The sequence below is a fragment of the Croceifilum oryzae genome (assembly GCF_030814315.1).
In the GTDB taxonomy this organism is placed as follows: domain Bacteria; phylum Bacillota; class Bacilli; order Thermoactinomycetales; family Thermoactinomycetaceae; genus Baia; species Baia oryzae.
Window position 1 is genome coordinate 1 of record NZ_JAUSUV010000002.1, and the last position, 19,941, is coordinate 19,941.

Here is a 19,941-nt window from a genome sequence, read left to right on the forward strand (position 1 = left end):
GGAACCGATGGAGTCACAGGTGCCACGGGAGCAACCGGAACCGATGGAGTCACAGGTGCTACGGGAGCAACCGGAACCGATGGAGTCACAGGTGCCACGGGAGCAACCGGAACCGATGGAGTCACAGGTGCCACGGGAGCAACCGGAACCGATGGAGTCACAGGTGCTACGGGAGCAACCGGAACCGATGGAGTCACAGGTGCTACGGGAGCAACCGGAACCGATGGAGTCACAGGTGCCACGGGACCTACAGGTCCCAAAGGCGATACGGGAAGTTTTTTGAATTCAGCCCTATTTTTGGCCCGAATGACAGGACAGACATTAGTAGGAGGCGGGACTAATCCTGTATTGTTTGATGCACCACCATATGCAAGTATTGGAACAGATATATCATATCCAACAGCTACAGGTCAAATAAATCTAGCTGCCGGAACTTATTTTGTCGAGTACACTGTAAATATACTAGGTATCACTGGGACAACTACGCAAGTACCTCAGTTGGGACTGCGTGAAGCCGGCAATTTATTTGGATTTAACAGGATGTCAGTCCCATCTCTTTCTACAACAGAAATATTCCAGCTATCTGCAGGAGCTATCATCAGTGTGCCAGCTACTGTACTTTCATTAGCAAATTCGACTTTGTCGGCGGGTGCAGGAACTTTTAGTCTAGTTGTACCAGGTCCATCCACTCCGGCGGCTACGTTACGAATAATGAAAATTGGCTAATGGACTAGTGTCGCAAGGCTTGAGAGAAAAAGAAATCCCTTTAGATTGGGTTAAATCTGGGAACAAAGAACAAGTTTACCGTGTTAAGATGGTAGTATGAGAAGGTCGAAGACGAATAGACACGGCTCTTGTTAGAGCAAAAGACATGACAAATGAGTCCCATTCCTGTATAGGGTGGGGCTTTTTCATGTTGTAAGGTGGTGAACATGTGGCACGTAGAGGAAAGAAGTTATCAGAAGAGACACGAGAAGGGATTCTCGCTCACTATGCAGGTTGTGGAAATCTAACTGACACGGCTAAAAAGTATCAAGTTTCCACTAGTACGGTACACAAATTAGTAAAGGGTTCATCGGACGAATTCGAAGGACTACGGAGACAAAAAAAGCGTGAACATATAGAGAGATTGAACTTAAACGCCAAGAGTTGGAGCAGAAGAACAAAGCACCTGATTCACCGAACGTGCAAATTTATCTAGATGCTCTACAAGGCGAAGTAAATGGCACATTCGCTGAGTAAAGGTGCAGGGGCTGACAGCGGCGGGGATGTATCTCGATGATGTGGCTTTGATGCCGAGAAGTTTTGTTGATCAATGTGTGGGGCGTTGCTCTGTATATGGGGCAAAGCTCTTTTTTAACTGCAACCCAAAGGTCCGCGGCATTGGTTCAAAACAGACTTTATAGACAAGTACCAAGAAAGGAAGTTTGTTAGGCTTCACTTCCGACTAAAGGACAATTTAAGCTTAGATGATACCGTCTTTAACAGGCTTAAACGGCAATTTTCAGGGGTGTTCTATCGAAGGAATATTCTAGGGGAATGGGTCACAGCAGAAGGCATCATTTATTCCATGTTTGACGAGGATCGGCATGTAATACCAACTTCATCATCTACTAGTAGGATTTGTTCTAAACGCATAGATAAGACCTCACTTCTTATATTCATCCTCATCGATTATTATAATAATAGTAGCGACATAAGTCGTAACAATGATTAAAATTCTATAAATTGCTACCATTTATAATTGCACATTTTAAATGCATATGTTATCGTGTATTTTATTTCACATAAGAAGAGGTTTCGTTTATGAGTAAAATTAAATTATTATGCCTTCCGTATGCTGGAGGGTCGGCACAGGTATTTTTAGATTGGAAGAGAGACTTGCATGCGGATATTGAGCTAATACCAGTTGAATTACCTGGAAGAGGGAAGCGTTTTGGAGAGCCATTACGTTCAGATTTTAATGAGTTAGTTGAGGATATCTATCAGAGTATCAAAAATGAGATTAACAGTGGTCCGTATTTCTTTTTTGGTCACAGTATGGGGTCATTGATTGTATTTGAAGTAATGAGAAGGCTAAAAGTAGAAAATCAACCTATGCCTATGTGTTGTATTTTTTCTGGTAAGAATCCTCCGCATGTTTCATTACGGAACCATATTCATGAGTTGGATGATGAAGAGTTTTTAGCAAAGATCTTTGGTTACGGCGGCATACCCGCTGAGATGTTAACTAACAAAGAACTAGCGAGTATTTTTCTCCCTATCATCAGATCGGATTTTCAAGCGATTGAGCTTTATGAGCCACCTGCTGAACGTGAACAAATGGATTGTCCTTTTATTGTATTTTATGGTACAGAGGACTCATACGTATCAACGGATCTAGTGAAGGAATGGAGCTTGTATACGACTGGTGGTTGTGAATGGTATGCATACAACGGAGGTCATTTTTTCATTCAGGAGCAGAGAGAGCAAGTGATTAAGCAACTTAACTCGATCTTGGATGGGATTAAGACCCGTTTATAAATGTGAGATGAAAATGAATAGCTTATGGCAAAGGGGAAGGGTTTGGTAGTTGATGTTCATACTATCAAACCCTTCCCTTTGCTTTTACAATACAATATCTTCTTCTGTAATCGCATATAAAAGATGATCTTCCCATTGCCCATTAATCTGTAAGTACCTTTGAGCAAGACCTTCACGACGAAATCCATTTTTTTCTAGAACTCGAATGGATGCCGTATTTTTAGACATTACTCCCGCTTGAATACGGTGTAAGGAAATTTCTTGGAAGCAGTAGTGAAGTATCAGTTTAATCGCTTCTGTCATGTATCCATTTCCATTTGCTTGTTGGTCTAGATAATAGCCTAAGTAAGCATTTTGAAAGGGTCCACGTGAAACGGCCGAAAGGGTTACCCGACCAATTAGTGTATGATCGCTCTCTCGAAAAATCCCGAATGTATAACCACTGTCGTTTGCAAATGACTGGATAGCGGCTGAGATCTGCTGAGTCTGTGTATCCAAACAATAGTAAGACTCTGGACGAATGGGTTCATACGGTTGAAAAAAACTTCGATTTCTAAGTAGTAATTGGCACAGAGGTTCTGCATCCGATATTTCCAAAGGACGTAGATAAAGGTTGTTAGATTGCAATTTCATAAACTACCTCGCTTTGCTAGACATAGATAGAGGACTATTCTAACAAAAAGATAGGTCATGGTGCTACCATGCTCGACTTTATGGCTTGCCCTAAATATGATATTGTTGCGAGCGCTGGATTTTTTGGAGTGAATTTGGTGCTAGATTGTTCAGACCAAACGTTTAATAAGATGCTCTGCGTTACGAGATAAGGTGATCTATCTGTTTTGATAGTGAACTCTCCTTTTTAAGGAAAAGCGATTTCGGTTTGATCCACTTTTGTTTCCCTATGTTACTATGAATTATATATGATATAAGAATAAGATTCTTATAAACGCTGGGGGTACTCATATGGAGGATTTTAAGCCAGATTTACATGCAAGATCGGAATGGGCGACGTTACATGATGTAGAAGTAGCTGAGGTATCACCAGCTAGCCAACCGATTAATGGCCGAATTCGCGTTCCGGGTAGTAAGAGTTGGACGAATCGGGCTTTGATTATCGCGGCGATGGCGGAGGGTACATCTAGGCTATCTGGAGTGCTCAAAAGTGATGATACATATTGGTGTATACATACTTTACGACAGCTTGGGGTTCAGATTGAAATCAATGAAGATGAAGTGATCATTGAAGGAGTTAATGGAGATTGGCTTAAGAAGGACGGGACACTCTACATTGGTTCGGCTGGAACGACAGCTCGATTTCTTCCCGGTCTTTTGGCGGCATCTAAGGGCGGTCGGTGGACGATGGAGGGAAGTACTAGTATGAATAAGCGCCCGATGGCAACCCTTATTACCGCCCTTCAGGAGTTGGGTGCACAAATCAAATACTCGGAAGAGGACGGTTTTCTACCGATTCAGTTAGAAGGAAAGGGTATTCGTGGGGGTGTAGTGAACATCTCTGGAAAAACGTCGAGTCAGTTTATCAGTGGCCTATTAATCGCGAGTAGTTATGCAGATGTGCCAGTGACGATCCGTGTCGTAGATCATATTGTCCAACATGCCTATGTGAAAATCACATTGGATCTGATGGAGCAGTTTGGTGCTCGTGTTGAATATGATGACTCACTCAGTACAATTAAGGTGTATCCCAAAGCTTATAAGGGTCAAGATATCCAGTTAGAAGCCGATGCGTCAACTGTGAACTACTTTTTTGCCCTAGCGGCGCTCACAAATGGAACAGTTCGAGTGGACAACCTATCTTATGATACATTGCAACCCGATATTCAATTTGTTGATGTGTTGGAACGAATGGGGTGTACTGCGATAAAAGGGGATGGATTCCTTGAATTACAAGGTACGGCCCAACTAAAAGGCAACTTTGAAATCTCCATGAGAGAGATGTCTGATCAGACATTGACCCTGGCGGCCATTGCTCCTTTTGCGGATGGTCCTATATCCATTCATGAAGTAGCTCATATCCGGAAACATGAATCAGATCGGATTGGTGTGATTTCAGAGTGTCTAACCAAAATGGGGATACAAGTAGAAGAACGTGAGGATGGGCTAACCATTTACCCTGGTAAGCCGCTAGCAGTTGAATGTAATTCATACGATGATCATCGTGTGGCTATGTCCCTAGCTTTAATTGGTGCGAAGGTTGCAGGAGTGAGGATCCTAGATCCGGGTTGTATCTCTAAAACATGTCCTACTTTTTTTGAGGAAATTGAAAAGGTAGGATTACAGGTTCGTTTGGAGAAAAACGCTTAAAAGTGAAGAAAACGGGGCTAGCTGAGAAATAAAGGAACGAAAGAAACCACTGATCATAGCACAGATCAGTGGTTTCTTTCACGTAACGTGAAACTACCTTATTTTTTAAGGTTTACTTTTGTTTTCATTTGGTTTCCAGCGTCATCTGTGGCAAGGATGGTCATGCTTGTCTTACCTGATTCAAGCCATTCTGGTTTGATCTCGATCTCCATTTTCTCTTCATTAAGAGGAACACGTACTCGATCGTTCGTTCCTTCAAGGATGTACTCTACTTTTACAAGATCATCTTGGGCTAAGCCAAACATCTTGAAAAAGTAATTGTATTGCATTAAGAAATCTTCGATCTTCAGATCAATTTTGGAGGCTTCTTCATTGAGATTTGCTGTGATGACAGGGGCAGTCTTGTCCACTAATACAAGAGCAGCAGTAGCGCTTTCTACCTCATCATCGGATGCTACCGCTTGCATTTCATAAATTCCTTCTGGAACTGCCTTTTTATCTACTGCGTTTCCTGTCCATTTCATACCATGCCATCCGGATCCAACGTTTTCTTCTTGATGGATCAGACTTACTTTACTCTCATCATCTAGATTGCGTAGGTAGAAGTTTAGATGTTTGGCAACGGTAGGAACATAGTAGGAAAGGGTAGTAGACTCTTCTTTCCCATCTCCATTTGGTGAGAAGATAAGGTCACTTACACCTAGGTAGTTCACACGGTTGTAGCTGGCAGGATCGATGCTAAATGTAAAAGGAACTTTTTGCTCTTCTTTCCCATCTGTTAAGTAGAGATAACCGGAGTAGACGTCACGAGGCAAGGAGCTATCTACCGTGATTTTGACGGTAAGATCTTCCTGACCATTCGCACTAACTTCTACTTGATTTGGAGCTTGAACTTGGATACCCGTGTTTGTAGCCATTTCAACACGGCTCGTATAGGTTTTGCTCGTTCCACTTGTATTCTTAATGGTGAGCTTCTTCTCAAGCTTTGCTTCTCCACTGTTTGGTTTTACGAGACCAAATGTGAAGTTATTCGGTGTGACGAGTGTAGTTGCTTGAATTGCTTTCGGGATATCAATTCGACCTGCTCCTTGTGTCATCACATCATAGCTCTTTCCGGTTATGTCTGTTAATGTCTTGGCTGTATTGGAAAGAGATGCTTTTACATCTTCAGGCGTCCAATCAGGATGCATTTGACGGAGTAAAGCTGCTGCTCCAGCTACTTGTGGAGCAGCCATGCTTGTCCCATCGTATTCTGCATACTTTTCTTCACCAGGTACAGTACTTTTAATACCCACACCAGGAGCTACCACGTCTGGCTTTACTGCCCATGTTTCATGAACAGGTCCACGTGAACTAAACTCGGCCATAAACTCGTAAGGCTTATATTCTTTCAAGGATGCAATTGCTTTCCCAGCTTTTAGTGATGCTTTTAGATCGATTGCATCCTTGGCTGCTAATTGTACGGCAGGAATTTTATTATCTAAGCTAGCCTCGATATTTTGTAGTGCTTCTTGCTCCTGTCCTTTCACATATAAAAGAACCCCAGTGGCTCCGGCTTTATGAGCATTTGATACATAGATGTCTTGCTTGGCTGCTCCTTGTTGTACAAGTACATACTTCCCTTTTACATTCACTTTCTTGTAATCAAGTGGGGAGCCAAATCCAACATCGACTATTTCAAACTGAGAGTTGCTAGGGAATTTCATCTTGGTGAGTTGAGCCCCATCAAAGGAGGTCCCCGTCCCTACTACTTCGAATTTTGGAAATTCTTTTTCTAGAGTAGAAGCACCTACGGAGATTACCTTATCAGCAGTTGCAGGAACGCCAACCGTCCATGCATCCCCACCAGAGTTTCCGTTTGCAACTGTGACAGAAACACCGATCTTAGCTGCATGATTTAGCGCGGAAACGAGAGGGTCATCAGGATAGTTAGCATTGGCACCGAGTGAGAGGTTCATCACATCTGCGCCGTCTCTGACTGCCATTTCAATCCCTGTTAAGATGTCGCTTGTTGTTCCACCTTGTTTTCCTAATACGCGGTAAGCTAGGATAGAAGCTTCGGGTGCGACTCCTTTGATATCACCGTTTGCGGCAATAATTCCTGCTACATGGGTACCATGACCTTGCTCGTCCTGCGGATCATTATCCCGATCCACTACATCATATCCTCCGATGTAGTTGTTCTTTAAATCGGGATGTTTGGAATCAATTCCTGTGTCAATTACGGCTACTTTGATTCCTCTACCGTCAACAGGAAGACCTTGTGCATCTTTCAGTTTCCAAACTTCGGGTGCGCCTACTGTAGAGCCACCGGTGCTTAAAGCCTTATACTTTAACGCAGGATAGACTGCTTTTACCTCAGGCATTGAGGCTAATTTATGGATTTGATTTGCGGGTATGGAAACAGCAAAACCAGAAAAGACGGTATCAAATCTCTGCTTCACTTTTACCTTTGAATTTACCTTTGTGAGCTTCTTTTCAGCTTGATTGAGGGCTTCTTTCATCTGTGCTTGGTAGTCTTTGGCTGGAGAAGATTTCAACTGCTTGCTATTTTTCACCACTTCGCCAACTGGTTGTTGATTCATCTGAACGATTACATCAACAGGCTTGCTGGATTTTGTGTCGATATATTTCGACACTTTGTTCTTTGCCAATTTGGCAATCTTTTCTTCCATTTGCTTAGGCAACTTTGTTGATGTAGCTGCCTGTGCGTTGGGAGAGAGCCATCCTAGGCTAGAAACAGAGACGGCAAGCAGGGTACTTAGCACAATGGTTCCTGTTTTTCTCAAAAGACTTCCTCCTCTAAATGTGTGAACTTAATTTAATACATGTAAATTGTAACATAATGAATTGTATATTTATATAAAATTTTCTATTTTATATGATTTTTTAGTTTTAATAGGAAATTCAAGTGATAATTTCCTTACCATAGTTATTATTCGACAAAGAATGATGAAACCATTTTGATAAGATGATTTTATTTGCCTTGTGATTTTATGGTAGTATGATTCTTTAGGTATTTATTATAATTCCATCTATTAACGGAGAATGTATATGAAGGCAAAAGTGGAACGACAGATTACGAAGATGATGATACCATTTGCCTACAACGCTCCTTATCGAGAATTAACAAAAGATTTGGAGGAAGAAGTTGGTAGGGAGACGGATGGGAAGGTATGGAGAGTAAAAAATATCTCGGGTAAGCGTTTGTTTCATCACATTGATCGACTGATTCAGTCAGATCCGAGCGGTAATCAATCGATTGGATCTCGTTTTGTATTAACACAAAACGGCTGCACTGAATATGATCTTCCTAATAAAAATCAGATCATTTCTTTTGGACATAAGGATTATGAATACGAACTATATATACGTGAAGTAAGTTTAATTTTGTTTGAGACACAGATTGGGTTTGTAACGTTTTCAATCGCATATCCCAAGGGCCAAGATTTATCTGACCTCATTCAACATAATTATTATGTAAAGCAATTTCTTCAAAGCTCTGAACGGCTTGTCCGGAAGCTACGGAAAAATAATCAATATCCAGTACAATGTAATCTGGGTAGATGTATGCATCAGATTTTTAAGCAAGTACAGATAACAACCTTATTTGAATCGAGATATGGATCTACGAAAAATGTTCTGGTGTATAACGCGATTACATTAGAAGAAATGGATCAACCTTCAGATCACCGCGAGTTTATGAAGAGCTTATATTTGCTGAGTAGGACCTATCACGAGGTACATAACCCTCCACGAATCGAGTTACATGAAGATGAAGAGACGATGAGGATTTTTCAAAATAGCTACTGGCGTGTATCAGTAGAGGGGATTGCTCATGTATGTCACTTAACAAATAATAAGGATTCAAATGAGTTTCTATTAGGAGAAAATCAACAAAATTTAAATAGTAATTACTTTTATATGTATGTTTTAACGTTACACCAATTTTACTCGTTGCAATATTTTTCGATTCTCGCTTCTCATTTACCCCATCAGTTGGATGGACAGGAGAAGCAGGCTTTTGTAGAGGTACGGGAACTAAAGAAAAGAATGGTTTTCTTTACGCTGAGATGTTCCTTTAAACAGATAAGCCGCATTACACATATAGCCCGGCTGTATGAGATGGTTCGTCGCAGTTATCGAATAGAAGAACTAATGGATGAGCTTCATTTGGAACTGGATGCGATGACAACGATGTTAGAGATGGAAGAGAGTAAACGAAGGTTAAAGTTAGAGCAAATGGTCCTTATTTTTAGCTTTTTCTATATTATGATTTCAACGCTAGCTGATGGATGGGATATTGTGAGAAACACATTGGCTTTTCAAGTGATGGGGAATTATTGGATTGCATGGATTGAGGTTGGATTACTACTCGGAGTGATGGCGGCAGGAGTTTGGTCCATTCTTTCCTATTATGTACGTGAAAAGAAGCGAAGATAGTGGTTTTAGATTGCTTCTGCCGAAGTTCTAAAATCCAGATACAGTTGATATAGATGGACTATATAAAAATTTGTGGATCGAAGAGGAACTGGAGAGTAAATGTAGAATAGGATAAAGGTTGTTATTCTATCATTTACTCCTATACGAACAAGTTTTCTCAAATTCCTCGTACTACTGATCCTCTTATAAGGGGAGGATATATGGGTACGGTTTTTATTTTTCATGCACTTTCTTCCTTTGAACGATCGGAGTCTGTTGAAAAGGTGCTTCACAAATTTTTGGAGACATATCAGCTTGCATGCCCTGAAGATCGATTTATTTGGGGTCCTTCCACTTCTTCTGTAGTACACTCGCATGTTCTCCTTCAGTCAATTCCGCACACCACAGATCAACCTGTTCACTTACTTGATCAAAAATCAGATGAATGGATTCATTCGTTTTTAGAAGCAGATCGCTATCTTTTTGTGACAGATGAAAATCATGTCGATCTCCAAGCGAGTTTGATTAAGCTTGGCTCGGCTATTCACGGCTTTTTTCAGGACGAACAACAAATTCAAAACTACTTTTCTAGGCGAGAAGTTGTCCATATTACAACTGGAGATCGTTATTACATTGATCCATTTCAAGAACCGTACATGGAATCTAAAATGGATAATGCGTTATGGCGTTTTTTGCAACTAGTAGGCTTCACAAAATATGAAGCGATTACCATTTGGAATGTTGCGGATGAGGAAGAAGCGTATATCAGCTTGTATCAAGCGATTGAGCATGCTAAAACAGTTGCCCTTTCTTTTGCGTGGGAAGGTCGCGTTTTAGAGCGTAGGTTCGGATTTCAATGGTTGTAGGTAGGTGTGTAGTTGTGAAAAGGGTTTGAGGGGGTCTTTTGACTTGGGTTACGTGTTAGATGTATCTCAGTGTATGGCTATACAGGATTTGCTGGAGATTCAGTCTGGAAAGATTTCGTTGGAAGAGTTTAAAGAGAAGTGGTCTGAGTACGTCATGGATGATAGAAAGTCAGAGCGTAGTTTATGGTAAAGAAAGCTACTGGATCCCAGGGATGATCCAGTAGCTTTTAATTTGCATTCTTTTTATGTGATTGATCTTTTAGCTCGTGTAAACACTTCTGACAAACTAATTGATTCGAACCGTTCATATACGTGCGGGCTTCGTATTTCGCCGTTGAGTGCCCACATTGTTCGCACAAGTACATATAATTTTTCATCATGAATTCCTCTCTTTCCCAATAGATATTTTGTAAATCAAAAATGTTTTTCAAACAGGATGGATAGCCGGACAGGTAAGATGATATATATCATTATATACCCTAGTATATACATAGTAAACAGGTGGATCATGGAAATAGGAGAAGCGGCGTTAAGGCTTGTATTGAAATAAAAAATTGTCAAAATGGAATTGATTTGCTCTAATGAAAGGGTAAGCATTTTAACGTGAAGGAATGAAAGCAGATGAATCTTCGAATAGGTAAACTTCAAAACTGGTTACAAGAACAACGTATTGATTTTGCTTTTATTAATCATTCGCGAAATATCTACTATCTAACTGGCTTTGACTCAGAGCCCCACGAGAGACTATTAGGACTCGTAATTCCAGCACTTCATGATCCGATCTTAATTTGTCCAAAGCTAGATCAAGCTGCCGCTCAGCAATCAGGTTGGAGTGGAGAAATCATTAGCTATGATGATACGCAGGATCCTTGGCTCATTCTTCAAGATTCTTTGTCAGAGAAATCCTTTACTCAGCCGGCTATGAAAGTGGCGATCGAGGTGGATTCAATCTCATACTCACGTGCTCTGCGAGTGCAATCTCTCGGAGGAGAGATATCGTTTACGGATATTGAGAAACAAATGAACTTGATGCGCCAAGTGAAAGACGATCAAGAGCTACAAATTTTGAAAGAAGCGGCTAAGTTGGCTGATCTAGGTGTTGAAATAGGAGTGAAGGCGCTTCAAGTAGGAATCACCGAAACAGAAGTCGTTGCCAAAATCGAGTATGAGCTAAAGAAACAAGGAATTCAGGGCATGTCTTTCGATACGATGGTTCTATTTGGGGAGAAATCCGCCTTGCCACACGGAACACCCGGAGACCGGAAACTGAAAGAAGGAGACCTGGTTTTGTTTGATCTAGGAGTCGTGCGGCAGGGGTATTGCTCTGACATTACCCGTACCATCGCATTCGGTTCTATCACCCCCGAACAAGAGCGAATCTATCAAACTGTTTTGGAGGCAGAATTGACTGCTATTAATCGAGTAAAAGCTGGCGTTCCATTAGGTGAAATCGATCGTGCTGCACGTGATGTCATTCGCGAAGCAGGATACGGTGACTACTTCCCACATCGCATTGGCCATGGACTCGGAATGAGCGTTCATGAATTCCCTTCGATTACCGAAACCAATGAAGACTTATTAGTAGAAGGCTTCGTGTTTACGATTGAACCTGGAATCTACCTACCTAATGTAGGTGGTGTGCGGATCGAGGATGATATAGTAGTTGGAGCGGATGGTCCTGTCGTTTTAACAGGCTTTCCAAAAGAATTATTGATCGTAGAGAAGTAAGAAAACGAAGATAAATGTGCTTATATTGTCTCGTATCACAGATGAATATAAGCACATATTTTTATTTGTAAATTGTCCGAATAAACAGGGATTTAGCCTCTCGGTTGGCGAATTGTAAAAGGATGGGTAAAGATGAAGGAGAGAGAATATGAAACATACAGAGATATCTTATGAAGCATTGGTAGACGATTTTGTCAAAGGCTGGTCCTATTGTCGATTTGTATCCGAGTCTCGCTTAGATAAGTTGGGACCGATGAACCATATTGTATTCGGGTCTCCTGTTTGTAATCGAACGAATGAATTTTTTGTCACACATTCCAATTTAGTAGAAGGGATAGAAATGCTTCATTCGAGCCATTTCTATGATCCACATCGACTGACTGTTTTTGAACAAGGAGAGGGGTTTGATTTCGAAGCATTTACAAAACAATATGGTTACACCATTAAATATAAAGAGTACTTAATGACTTTAGATCTATCTTCTATGAATGAACCAAAATCGGATTTAGTCAGCCTCATCCGAGAGCCTCGTGAAGTCTTATTGGTGAATGATAGTTTCCAAAAAGAGATTGTGGATCCTGAGAGAATTGAGGATAAGCAATTGTTTACTTATTATGTAGAAAAAAATCGCCCGGTTACACATGGACGTTTTTCCTTAATTGGCGATACGGCGTGTCTGGATCATGTGATTACACTGGAGGAGTACCGAGGAAAGGGGCTCGCCAAGGCACTATGTAAGACGATGTTGATGGATGCCAAAGACTTTGGGGCTCAGACGAGTGTTTTAGCGGCTAGTTTGACAGGTTATCCTCTCTATGTTTCCTTAGGTTATCGAGAGGTAGCAAATATGTATATTTTTGAAAAATAAGTGTTTTGTCAACCTACCGGGTAAGTCTTTGCGTCATCTTTTACAGGTGTGTTATAGTTATGCCAAAAAGACTTGTAGGGGCATTGTTGATCCTACTTGTTTGCTACAGATTGGACGGGATGTGAAGTATGTTTCGTCAATTAGTACCGTATTCTTATGTTCCTTCGATTTACCATATTAATGTGGAGGAATTAAGAGGGCATGGCGTAAAAGGGATGATTTTTGATCTGGATAATACGCTAGTTGAGTCAGATCGTCCAGATGCTACTCCGGAATTATTAGTTTGGTTAAAAGAAATAACAGAACAAGGCATTCAAGTGATCATTGTGTCTAACAATAATCATGTACGAGTGCGAAAGTTTGCTGAGCCGCTAGCTATTCCGTTTATTTATGCTGCACGAAAACCTTTTTCTAGGGCATTTGTAAAGGCGTTATCGTTGCTCAATACAAAGCGGCATGAAACGGTCGTTGTAGGGGATCAATTGCTAACGGATGTGTTAGGTGGAAATCGAATGGGATTGAAGACCATTTTAGTCGTCCCTGTGTCAAAGCGTGAAGGTTTCTTCACTAAAGTGAATCGCTTAATTGAACGAGGCGCATTTCGCTGGATGAGGAAACGTGGTTATCTAGGTTAGGAGGAACTTCGTTGATCGAGACAGAACAGCATCATTGTGAAGGTTGTGGGGTGCGCATCCAGACGGAAGATGAAAGCCGTCCTGGTTATGCGCCTTCTTCTGCGTTAAAAAGAGAACATATTGTGTGTAAGCGTTGCTATCGAATTCGTCATTATAACGATATTGCGCCAGTTGATCAGGATCCAGATGTCTATTTACAAAAGTTACAGGAGATCGCACACACGGACAGTTTAGTGGTACTGGTAGTGGATATCTTTGACTTAGCGGGTAGTTGGATTCAAGGGATTCATCGCCATATTGGGAATAATCCGCTCCTATTATTAGCGAATAAAATTGATCTATTTCCCAAGTCTGTTAAGTGGGGGCGATTAAAAGATTGGGTGCGTGCAACTGCGAAAGAGCTGGGTGTAGACCCAATTGAAATTGCGCTAACTTCGGCTGCTAAGGGAGAATATTTCCGTCAAACGGTGGAAGCGATTGAACATCATCGAAAAGGAAGAGATGTCTACATTATCGGTGTGACGAATGTAGGGAAATCTACTTTTGTGAATCGGTTGTTGAAAGAATTTGGCGAAGAAGAGGAGTATATTACGACTTCTCCGTACCCAGGTACGACGCTAGACTCGATCTATATTCCATTAGAAGATGGAAAAGCGATTATCGATACTCCCGGAATCGTGCGGAAAGATCGAATGAGTGAGTGGGTGACACCGAAAGAGCTACAGATCGTGATGCCTCAATCGGGAATTAAGCCGAAGGTATTCCAACTAAATGAGCAACAAACGTTGTTCTTTGGTGGGTTAGTACGATTTGATTTCTTGGAAGGAGAGAAACAATCATTTGTGACGTACCTTTCGAATCGACTGTATATTCACCGGACAAAATTGGAAAAGGCAGATGAAATTCAAACCAAGCATCGCGGGAGTATTCTTACTCCTCCGGAAGATCCGGCTCAACTTCCTAAATGGCGGAAGCATCGAATTCAGCTAAATGGGAAGGAAAAGCAGGATATCGTGATTGCGGGATTGGGTTGGATTGCTTGTGGACAAGATCGGGCTGTGATTGATGTCTGGGCTCCGGAAGGTGTACAGGTGGGGATTCGACCGGCGATTATCTAAGTCGTGGGTGATAGGAGAGTTTCTGTTTGATCACTACTTAACAAAGTTGTTAATAAACAGATGTTTGAAGGTGGCTCGGGGCAATGTATCTGACCACAGCTCACTAACCTCGCAGTGATCAGATACATTGCCTCCTATCCCATGTTCATTTATTTGTTCATGATCAGGAAACTTGTTTAAAAACTTTGATTTAACAGAGGGGTGAAGAGGTTGAGATTGGGGCTGATTGGGGATCCGGTGGGTCATTCTCGTTCGCCGCAGATGATGCGTGCGGCATTTGCTCATATGGGTTTGGATGCTAGTTATGAAGCGATAACGGTATCGAAAGAGGCATTATATCTGGATCTTGGTCAAGATCCAGTTGGGGATTGGGATGGTTTTAATGTGACGATTCCTCATAAAATCGGGATCATGGATTTAGTGGATGATTTAGATGAGTCTGCGCGGACGATTGGTGCGGTGAATACGGTGGTTGTGCGAGATCGGAAGCGAATTGGATATAATACAGATGGAGTGGGATATCTTCGTTCATTGGAACAAGAGACGGGGATATCCGTAGATGGCCAATCTGTTGTGATATTAGGGGCAGGTGGAGCGGCACGAGCTGTGGCGACGATCTTGGCTAAAGAGGGTGTTTCCCAGATCCAGATCTTGAATCGTACTCATTCTCGAGCGGAGGAGCTGGCTAGTCGTCTAGGACGATGGACTACAGCAAAAGCGTGTTCATTGGAAGATGGAAAAAAAGCCATCAGTCAAGCTACCTTGCTAATTAATACCACGTCAATCGGGATGTATCCAAATGTGGATCAACTACCCATTCCAGAAGAATGGATTTCTCCGCATCTGTTAGTAAGTGATCTAATATACAATCCCAAAGAAACCCTCTTAATCCAAAAGGCACGTCAAAAGGGTTGTGAAGTTCACTATGGGCTAGGGATGCTTGTCCATCAAGCGGCATACGCACTCGAGCTATGGACAGGTCAAAAAGCCCCCGTTGATGTGATGAGAAGTGCATTGGAAGAATCACTGATTGTGCAAAATACATAAAAACAAGTTGTTGGATTAACAAACCCGACACAAGAACAAACGAGGTGGCATCGATGCGAATGGGTATCATGGGCGGAACCTTTGATCCGATACATCATGGACATCTTTTAATCGCTGAACAAGCGAGAGAAGGAATGAACTTAGACCAAGTATGGTTTATCCCTGCGGGTGATCCACCTCACAAGAGGCATAAAACCATTACTCCCGCAAAGCATCGCCTACATATGGTACAGTTAGCAACCGAAGACCATCCATGTTTTCAAGTGAAAGACATCGAAATCAAGAGGTCAGGTCCATCTTACACTCTATTGACCATTCAGGAGCTTACGAAACAATATCCGGATGCCCAATTTTTTCTGATAATGGGTGAGGATATGGTGAAAAATTTACCGGAGTGGTATAAAATAGAGGAAATACTACAATATGTGCAGATTATTGGACTACATCGACCAGGCACGAAGGCAGACGATATACCAAACTATGTAGATAAACATGTTTGTTGGATAGAGGATGCGGTTGAAATTAGATTATCTTCTACTTTTGTTCAAAAACAAGTGCGTTTGGGAAAATCAATTCGTTACATGGTACCTGATTTGGTGGACCAGTATATAAAGGAGCAAGGCTTGTATGGATCTTGATGTTTTATTGCAAGCTACTAAAAAGCAGTTAAAACCAGAACGCTATGAGCATACTTTGCGTGTAGTGGATACCGCAGTCGAATTGGCCAAGCGGTTTGGTGCAGATCCATTTAAAGCAGAGGTTGCCTCCATTCTCCACGACTATTGTAAGTTTTGGTCTCGTGAACAGCTAACGGAATGGATCAAGCGGTGCCAGTTACCACCGGACCTCCTTCAATATCATAAGGAGATTTGGCATGCTCCTGTTGGTGCAGAAGTGGCCCGAGAAGAATTTGGTATAGTGGATGAAGATATTTTGCAATCGATTCGATCACACACGGTTGGAAGGCCTAGTATGTCAATACTAGAAAAAGTGGTGTATTTGGCTGATTACATCGAGCCGGGAAGAAAATTTCCGGGGGTAGATGAAGTGCGTAGATTGGCCGAGATCGATTTAGATGTAGCTGTGTTACAAGCAATGGAAAATACGATACTATTTTTACAATCACAAAAACAACCGATCTATCCACTGGCGATTGCCGCTCGTGATGAGTTGAAACGAATGTTGTCTGGAAAGAGACTAAGGGAGGAATCTGTTTGAATTTGTTGCATCTAGCACAACTAGCAGCCACAGTTGCTGAGGAAAAAAAAGCGCATGGTGTTACCATATTGGATATTCGCGGTCTTTCTGTGTTTGCTGACTACTTTGTGGTCTGCCACGGTAACTCTCAAACTCAAGTTCAAGCAATTGTAACGGGCATAAAAGAAAAAATGAATGAAGAAGGAATTCAAATCCGTGGAGTCGAGGGATTCCAAGATGCACGCTGGGTGCTTGTTGACCTTGGTGACGTAGTGGTTCATGTGTTTCACCGAGACGAAAGGGATTTCTACGATCTCGAACGCCTCTGGGGAGATGCGCCAAAAATCGATCTAGCTCAATAATCTTGTGGGCGAAGTAGATTGACAATCCGAGTAAGGTTGCCTATAATGGCAAATAACTATTTATAGACGAAGGCTATGATAAAGAGTAGTAGTAGGACCGTTTGCGTTTTAGAGAATTGGCGGTTGGTGCAAGCCAATATGCAAACTCTTATGAACTCGCTTTATCGCTCTGTAAGTGAATGTAAGTAGCTTATGGCGTTTTGTCCGCGTTACGGATTAATGGAGTGAGGATTATTTTGTAATCCTAACTAGGGTGGTACCGCGAGAAGAGATCAAACCTCTCGTCCCTAGCTTGTGTTCAAGCTAAGGACGAGAGGTTTTTTGGTGCAGAAAGAATTCATGAGGAGGACTTGAAAACATGGAGTACACAGCAAAAGAGATTGAACCGAAGTGGCAAGAAAGATGGAAAGAGGCGCAGTTATATAAAACGGATGAGGACCTATCGAAGCCGAAGTACTATGCTTTAGAGCAATTTCCGTATCCATCGGGTGAGGGCCTTCATATGGGGCATATGCGGGTTTATTCCATTGGCGATGTAGTGGCTCGTTTCCGTCGCATGAATGGATACCGTGTGCTACATCCTATGGGAGCAGATGCATTTGGTTTGCCAGCAGAAAACGCGGCGATTGAGCGGGGAGTAAATCCAAGAGAACTAACAATCCGCAATATGGAGAAAATCAGACGTGAGCAGGAATTAGTAGGCGTTTCATACGATTGGGATCGTTATCTAGGTTCTTGTCTGCCTGACTATTATCAGTTTACACAATGGTTGTTCTTGTTGTTTTATGAGCGAGGCTTGGCTTATCGCAAAAAAGCTTCTGTCAACTGGTGCCCTAAATGTGCGACTGTACTCGCAAATGAGCAGGTTGAGGATGGTTGTTGTTGGCGTTGTGATTCAGAAGTGACGAAGAAGGACTTGGAGCAATGGTTCTTGCGCATCACAGACTACTCCGATCGTCTGATAGAAGGTTTAGATCGTTTACCAAAGTGGCCGGACCGAGTACGAACGATGCAACGAAATTGGATTGGGAAGAGTGAAGGAACGCACGCTACGTTTACCATACCTGAACTGAAAGAAGAACCAGTTACAGTATTTACAACGCGATCTGATACCTTATATGGCGTTTCGTATATCGTGCTCGCTCCAGAACATCCGTTAGTAGAGAGATTGGTAGCTGGAAAGCCACAAGAAGCAGAAATCCAAGACTTTGCCCAGCAGATGAAAAAGGCAACAGACATTGAACGTACTTCTACAGATGCAGAGAAGGTTGGTTATTTCACAGGATCATACGCGATTCATCCGCTAACGGGCCAACAAGTGCCGATTTGGGTGGCCAACTATGTATTGATGGATTATGGAACAGGGGCGGTCATGGGTGTACCAGCACATGATGAACGCGATTTTTCGTTTGCGAAGAAGTATGATCTGCCGATTCAAGTCGTGATTGAGCCAGCAGAAGGCCAATTGGAGCTTCCTCTGCAAGAAGCATTTACAGAGGATGGTTTGCTAGTCAACTCGGATCGGTTTAATGGAATGGCAAATCGTGATGCGATCAAGGCGATTGCCGGTCACTTGGAAGAAAAGTCACTAGGCGGATCGACCGTAAACTATCGTTTGCGTGATTGGTTGATCTCCCGTCAACGTTACTGGGGTACACCGATCCCGATTGTATACTGTGATGATTGTGGAGCAGTGCCGGTTCCCAAGGATCAACTGCCTGTTGTATTACCAGAGGATGTTGTATTTGATGGAAAACGCAATCCACTCACTACGTCAGAGACGTTTGCCCATACGACTTGTCCGAAGTGTGGACATGAGAAGGCACGACGTGAAACGGATACGATGGATACGTTTATGGATTCATCATGGTACTATTTGCGATTTACTGACTCGGCTAATGAAATGCTTCCTTTTGACTCGAAAAAGGCAAACGAATGGATGGGTGTTGACGAGTATATTGGCGGTATTGAACATGCGGTACTCCACTTGCTGTATTCTCGCTTCTTTACCAAAGTATTATTTGATGCGGGGATGGTTGATCAGGATGAGCCGTTCCACAGCTTGTTGACACAGGGGATGGTTTTAAAAGGCGGCTTCAAGATGTCGAAATCCAAGGGGAACGGAGTTAGCCCATTGGAAATCATCGATAAGTATGGTGCTGATACAGCTCGTCTCTTTATCCTGTTTGCTGCACCACCTGAGCGTGATTTGGAATGGAGTGATAGCGGGGTAGAAGGTAGTTATCGTTTCTTGAACCGTGTGTGGCGCTTGGTTGTCCAGCACCTTGATTTGTTTAAGCGAGAGTTAGCGACTTCTCCTGAGCTAAGCAGTTCGGCAAAAGAGCTTCGTCGTTTGCTGCATGCGACGATTAAAAAGGTAACGCATGAGATTGGAGAACGGAGCCATTTTAATACAGCAGTTAGTTCGATTATGGAGCTTGTGAATGGCATCAATGCATATCCAGCTGATGCAGATCGTGCTGTATTGAAGGAGTCCTTAGATGCACTGGTGGTCTTGCTGGCACCGTTTGTCCCACATATCACGGAAGAGTTATGGCGATTGATGGGACATAGTGATAGTGTGCATCTAGCTACATGGCCGAAAGCAGATGAATCGGCACTCGTTCAAGATGAGGTCGAGATTGTCGTTCAGATCAATGGCAAAATGCGTGGCAAGATTGTGGTTCCAGCTGGGGTGGATCGAGCGGAGATTGAGCAACAAGCGGTAGCTCATCCAACGATTCAAATGTGGTTGGAAGAAACAACAGTACGAAAAGTGATCGTTGTACCTGGAAAATTGATTAACATTGTAGCCAATTAACAACAATAGACCTAGAGGGACTTCTTCTAGGT

The 19,941-nt window shown here is 42.3% G+C and carries 18 protein-coding genes, 1 pseudogene and 1 other annotated feature; of the genes and pseudogenes, 16 read left to right on the forward strand and 3 right to left on the reverse strand.

What is annotated here, in order from left to right; all coding sequences use genetic code 11:
• The 3 genes and pseudogenes from J2Z48_RS01755 to J2Z48_RS01765 form a co-directional block, all read left to right on the forward strand.
• Positions 1-726: pseudogene (locus J2Z48_RS01755) on the forward strand (hypothetical protein); the annotation flags it as partial.
• A gap of 208 nt (positions 727-934) precedes the next feature.
• Positions 935-1,201 carry a hypothetical protein gene (locus J2Z48_RS01760; RefSeq protein WP_307250435.1) on the forward strand — a complete coding sequence of 89 codons (267 nt, stop codon included), beginning with the start codon at positions 935-937 and terminating at the stop codon, positions 1,199-1,201.
• 605 nt (positions 1,202-1,806) lie between these two features.
• Complete coding sequence (locus J2Z48_RS01765) at positions 1,807-2,523, forward strand: thioesterase II family protein (RefSeq protein WP_307250436.1); 717 nt, start codon at positions 1,807-1,809, stop codon at positions 2,521-2,523.
• An 84-nt stretch (positions 2,524-2,607) separates the two neighbouring features.
• Here the strand turns inward: J2Z48_RS01765 and J2Z48_RS01770 are convergent, their stop codons facing one another.
• The gene (locus J2Z48_RS01770) at positions 2,608-3,156 is read right to left on the reverse strand and encodes a GNAT family N-acetyltransferase (RefSeq protein WP_307250438.1); all 549 of its coding nucleotides are present in this window, start codon (positions 3,154-3,156) and stop codon (positions 2,608-2,610) included.
• A 330-nt stretch (positions 3,157-3,486) separates the two neighbouring features.
• Here J2Z48_RS01770 and aroA point away from each other — a divergent pair, with 330 nt between their 5' ends.
• Positions 3,487-4,845 carry a 3-phosphoshikimate 1-carboxyvinyltransferase gene (aroA, locus tag J2Z48_RS01775; protein WP_307250440.1) on the forward strand — a complete coding sequence of 453 codons (1,359 nt, stop codon included), beginning with the start codon at positions 3,487-3,489 and terminating at the stop codon, positions 4,843-4,845.
• A 98-nt stretch (positions 4,846-4,943) separates the two neighbouring features.
• On the opposite strand, the gene J2Z48_RS01780 is transcribed toward aroA, so the two are convergent.
• Entirely contained in the window at positions 4,944-7,634 is a 2,691-nt protein-coding gene (locus J2Z48_RS01780) for a S8 family serine peptidase (RefSeq protein ID WP_307250442.1), read from the reverse strand.
• A gap of 265 nt (positions 7,635-7,899) precedes the next feature.
• Here J2Z48_RS01780 and J2Z48_RS01785 point away from each other — a divergent pair, with 265 nt between their 5' ends.
• The 3 genes from J2Z48_RS01785 (at position 7,900) to J2Z48_RS01795 (ending at position 10,323) form a co-directional block, all read left to right on the forward strand.
• Positions 7,900-9,288: a hypothetical protein gene (locus J2Z48_RS01785; protein ID WP_307250444.1), complete on the forward strand. Its 1,389-nt coding sequence runs from the start codon at positions 7,900-7,902 to the stop codon at positions 9,286-9,288.
• Between the two features lie 200 nt (positions 9,289-9,488).
• Complete coding sequence (locus J2Z48_RS01790) at positions 9,489-10,133, forward strand: hypothetical protein (protein ID WP_307250446.1); 645 nt, start codon at positions 9,489-9,491, stop codon at positions 10,131-10,133.
• Between the two features lie 43 nt (positions 10,134-10,176).
• Positions 10,177-10,323 carry a hypothetical protein gene (locus tag J2Z48_RS01795; protein ID WP_307250449.1) on the forward strand — a complete coding sequence of 49 codons (147 nt, stop codon included), beginning with the start codon at positions 10,177-10,179 and terminating at the stop codon, positions 10,321-10,323.
• 37 nt (positions 10,324-10,360) lie between these two features.
• Here the strand turns inward: J2Z48_RS01795 and J2Z48_RS01800 are convergent, their stop codons facing one another.
• On the reverse strand, positions 10,361-10,513 hold the full coding sequence (locus J2Z48_RS01800; protein WP_307250451.1) for a hypothetical protein: 153 nt from the start codon (positions 10,511-10,513) through the stop codon (positions 10,361-10,363).
• A gap of 241 nt (positions 10,514-10,754) precedes the next feature.
• On the opposite strand from J2Z48_RS01800, the gene J2Z48_RS01805 reads away from it, so the two are divergent.
• The 9 genes from J2Z48_RS01805 to leuS all read left to right on the forward strand — a co-directional run bounded on the left by J2Z48_RS01805 (position 10,755) and on the right by leuS (position 19,909).
• Entirely contained in the window at positions 10,755-11,861 is a 1,107-nt protein-coding gene (locus J2Z48_RS01805; RefSeq protein ID WP_307250452.1) for a M24 family metallopeptidase, read from the forward strand.
• 148 nt (positions 11,862-12,009) lie between these two features.
• Positions 12,010-12,729, forward strand: coding sequence for a GNAT family N-acetyltransferase (locus tag J2Z48_RS01810; RefSeq protein ID WP_307250454.1), 720 nt, complete (start codon positions 12,010-12,012; stop codon positions 12,727-12,729).
• Between the two features lie 128 nt (positions 12,730-12,857).
• Positions 12,858-13,364 carry a YqeG family HAD IIIA-type phosphatase gene (locus tag J2Z48_RS01815; RefSeq protein WP_307250456.1) on the forward strand — a complete coding sequence of 169 codons (507 nt, stop codon included), beginning with the start codon at positions 12,858-12,860 and terminating at the stop codon, positions 13,362-13,364.
• Between the two features lie 14 nt (positions 13,365-13,378).
• Positions 13,379-14,482 (forward strand): ribosome biogenesis GTPase YqeH, encoded by a 1,104-nt coding sequence (gene yqeH / locus J2Z48_RS01820; RefSeq protein WP_307250957.1) that lies wholly within the window; start codon positions 13,379-13,381, stop codon positions 14,480-14,482.
• 201 nt (positions 14,483-14,683) lie between these two features.
• On the forward strand, positions 14,684-15,529 hold the full coding sequence (gene aroE / locus J2Z48_RS01825) for a shikimate dehydrogenase (RefSeq protein WP_307250459.1): 846 nt from the start codon (positions 14,684-14,686) through the stop codon (positions 15,527-15,529).
• 53 nt (positions 15,530-15,582) lie between these two features.
• The gene (locus J2Z48_RS01830) at positions 15,583-16,167 is read left to right on the forward strand and encodes a nicotinate-nucleotide adenylyltransferase (RefSeq protein ID WP_307250462.1); all 585 of its coding nucleotides are present in this window, start codon (positions 15,583-15,585) and stop codon (positions 16,165-16,167) included.
• Positions 16,157-16,747 carry a bis(5'-nucleosyl)-tetraphosphatase (symmetrical) YqeK gene (gene yqeK, locus J2Z48_RS01835; protein WP_307250464.1) on the forward strand — a complete coding sequence of 197 codons (591 nt, stop codon included), beginning with the start codon at positions 16,157-16,159 and terminating at the stop codon, positions 16,745-16,747. The genes J2Z48_RS01830 and yqeK overlap by 11 nt, the downstream gene beginning before the upstream one ends.
• Positions 16,744-17,088, forward strand: a complete 345-nt coding sequence (rsfS, locus tag J2Z48_RS01840; protein ID WP_307250467.1) for a ribosome silencing factor — start codon at positions 16,744-16,746, stop codon at positions 17,086-17,088. Before yqeK ends, rsfS begins: the two co-directional genes overlap by 4 nt.
• A 66-nt stretch (positions 17,089-17,154) precedes the next feature.
• Positions 17,155-17,380, forward strand: a binding site (T-box leader).
• A 66-nt stretch (positions 17,381-17,446) separates the two neighbouring features.
• Positions 17,447-19,909 (forward strand): leucine--tRNA ligase, encoded by a 2,463-nt coding sequence (leuS, locus tag J2Z48_RS01845; RefSeq protein ID WP_307250468.1) that lies wholly within the window; start codon positions 17,447-17,449, stop codon positions 19,907-19,909.
• Positions 19,910-19,941 lie beyond the last annotated feature (32 nt).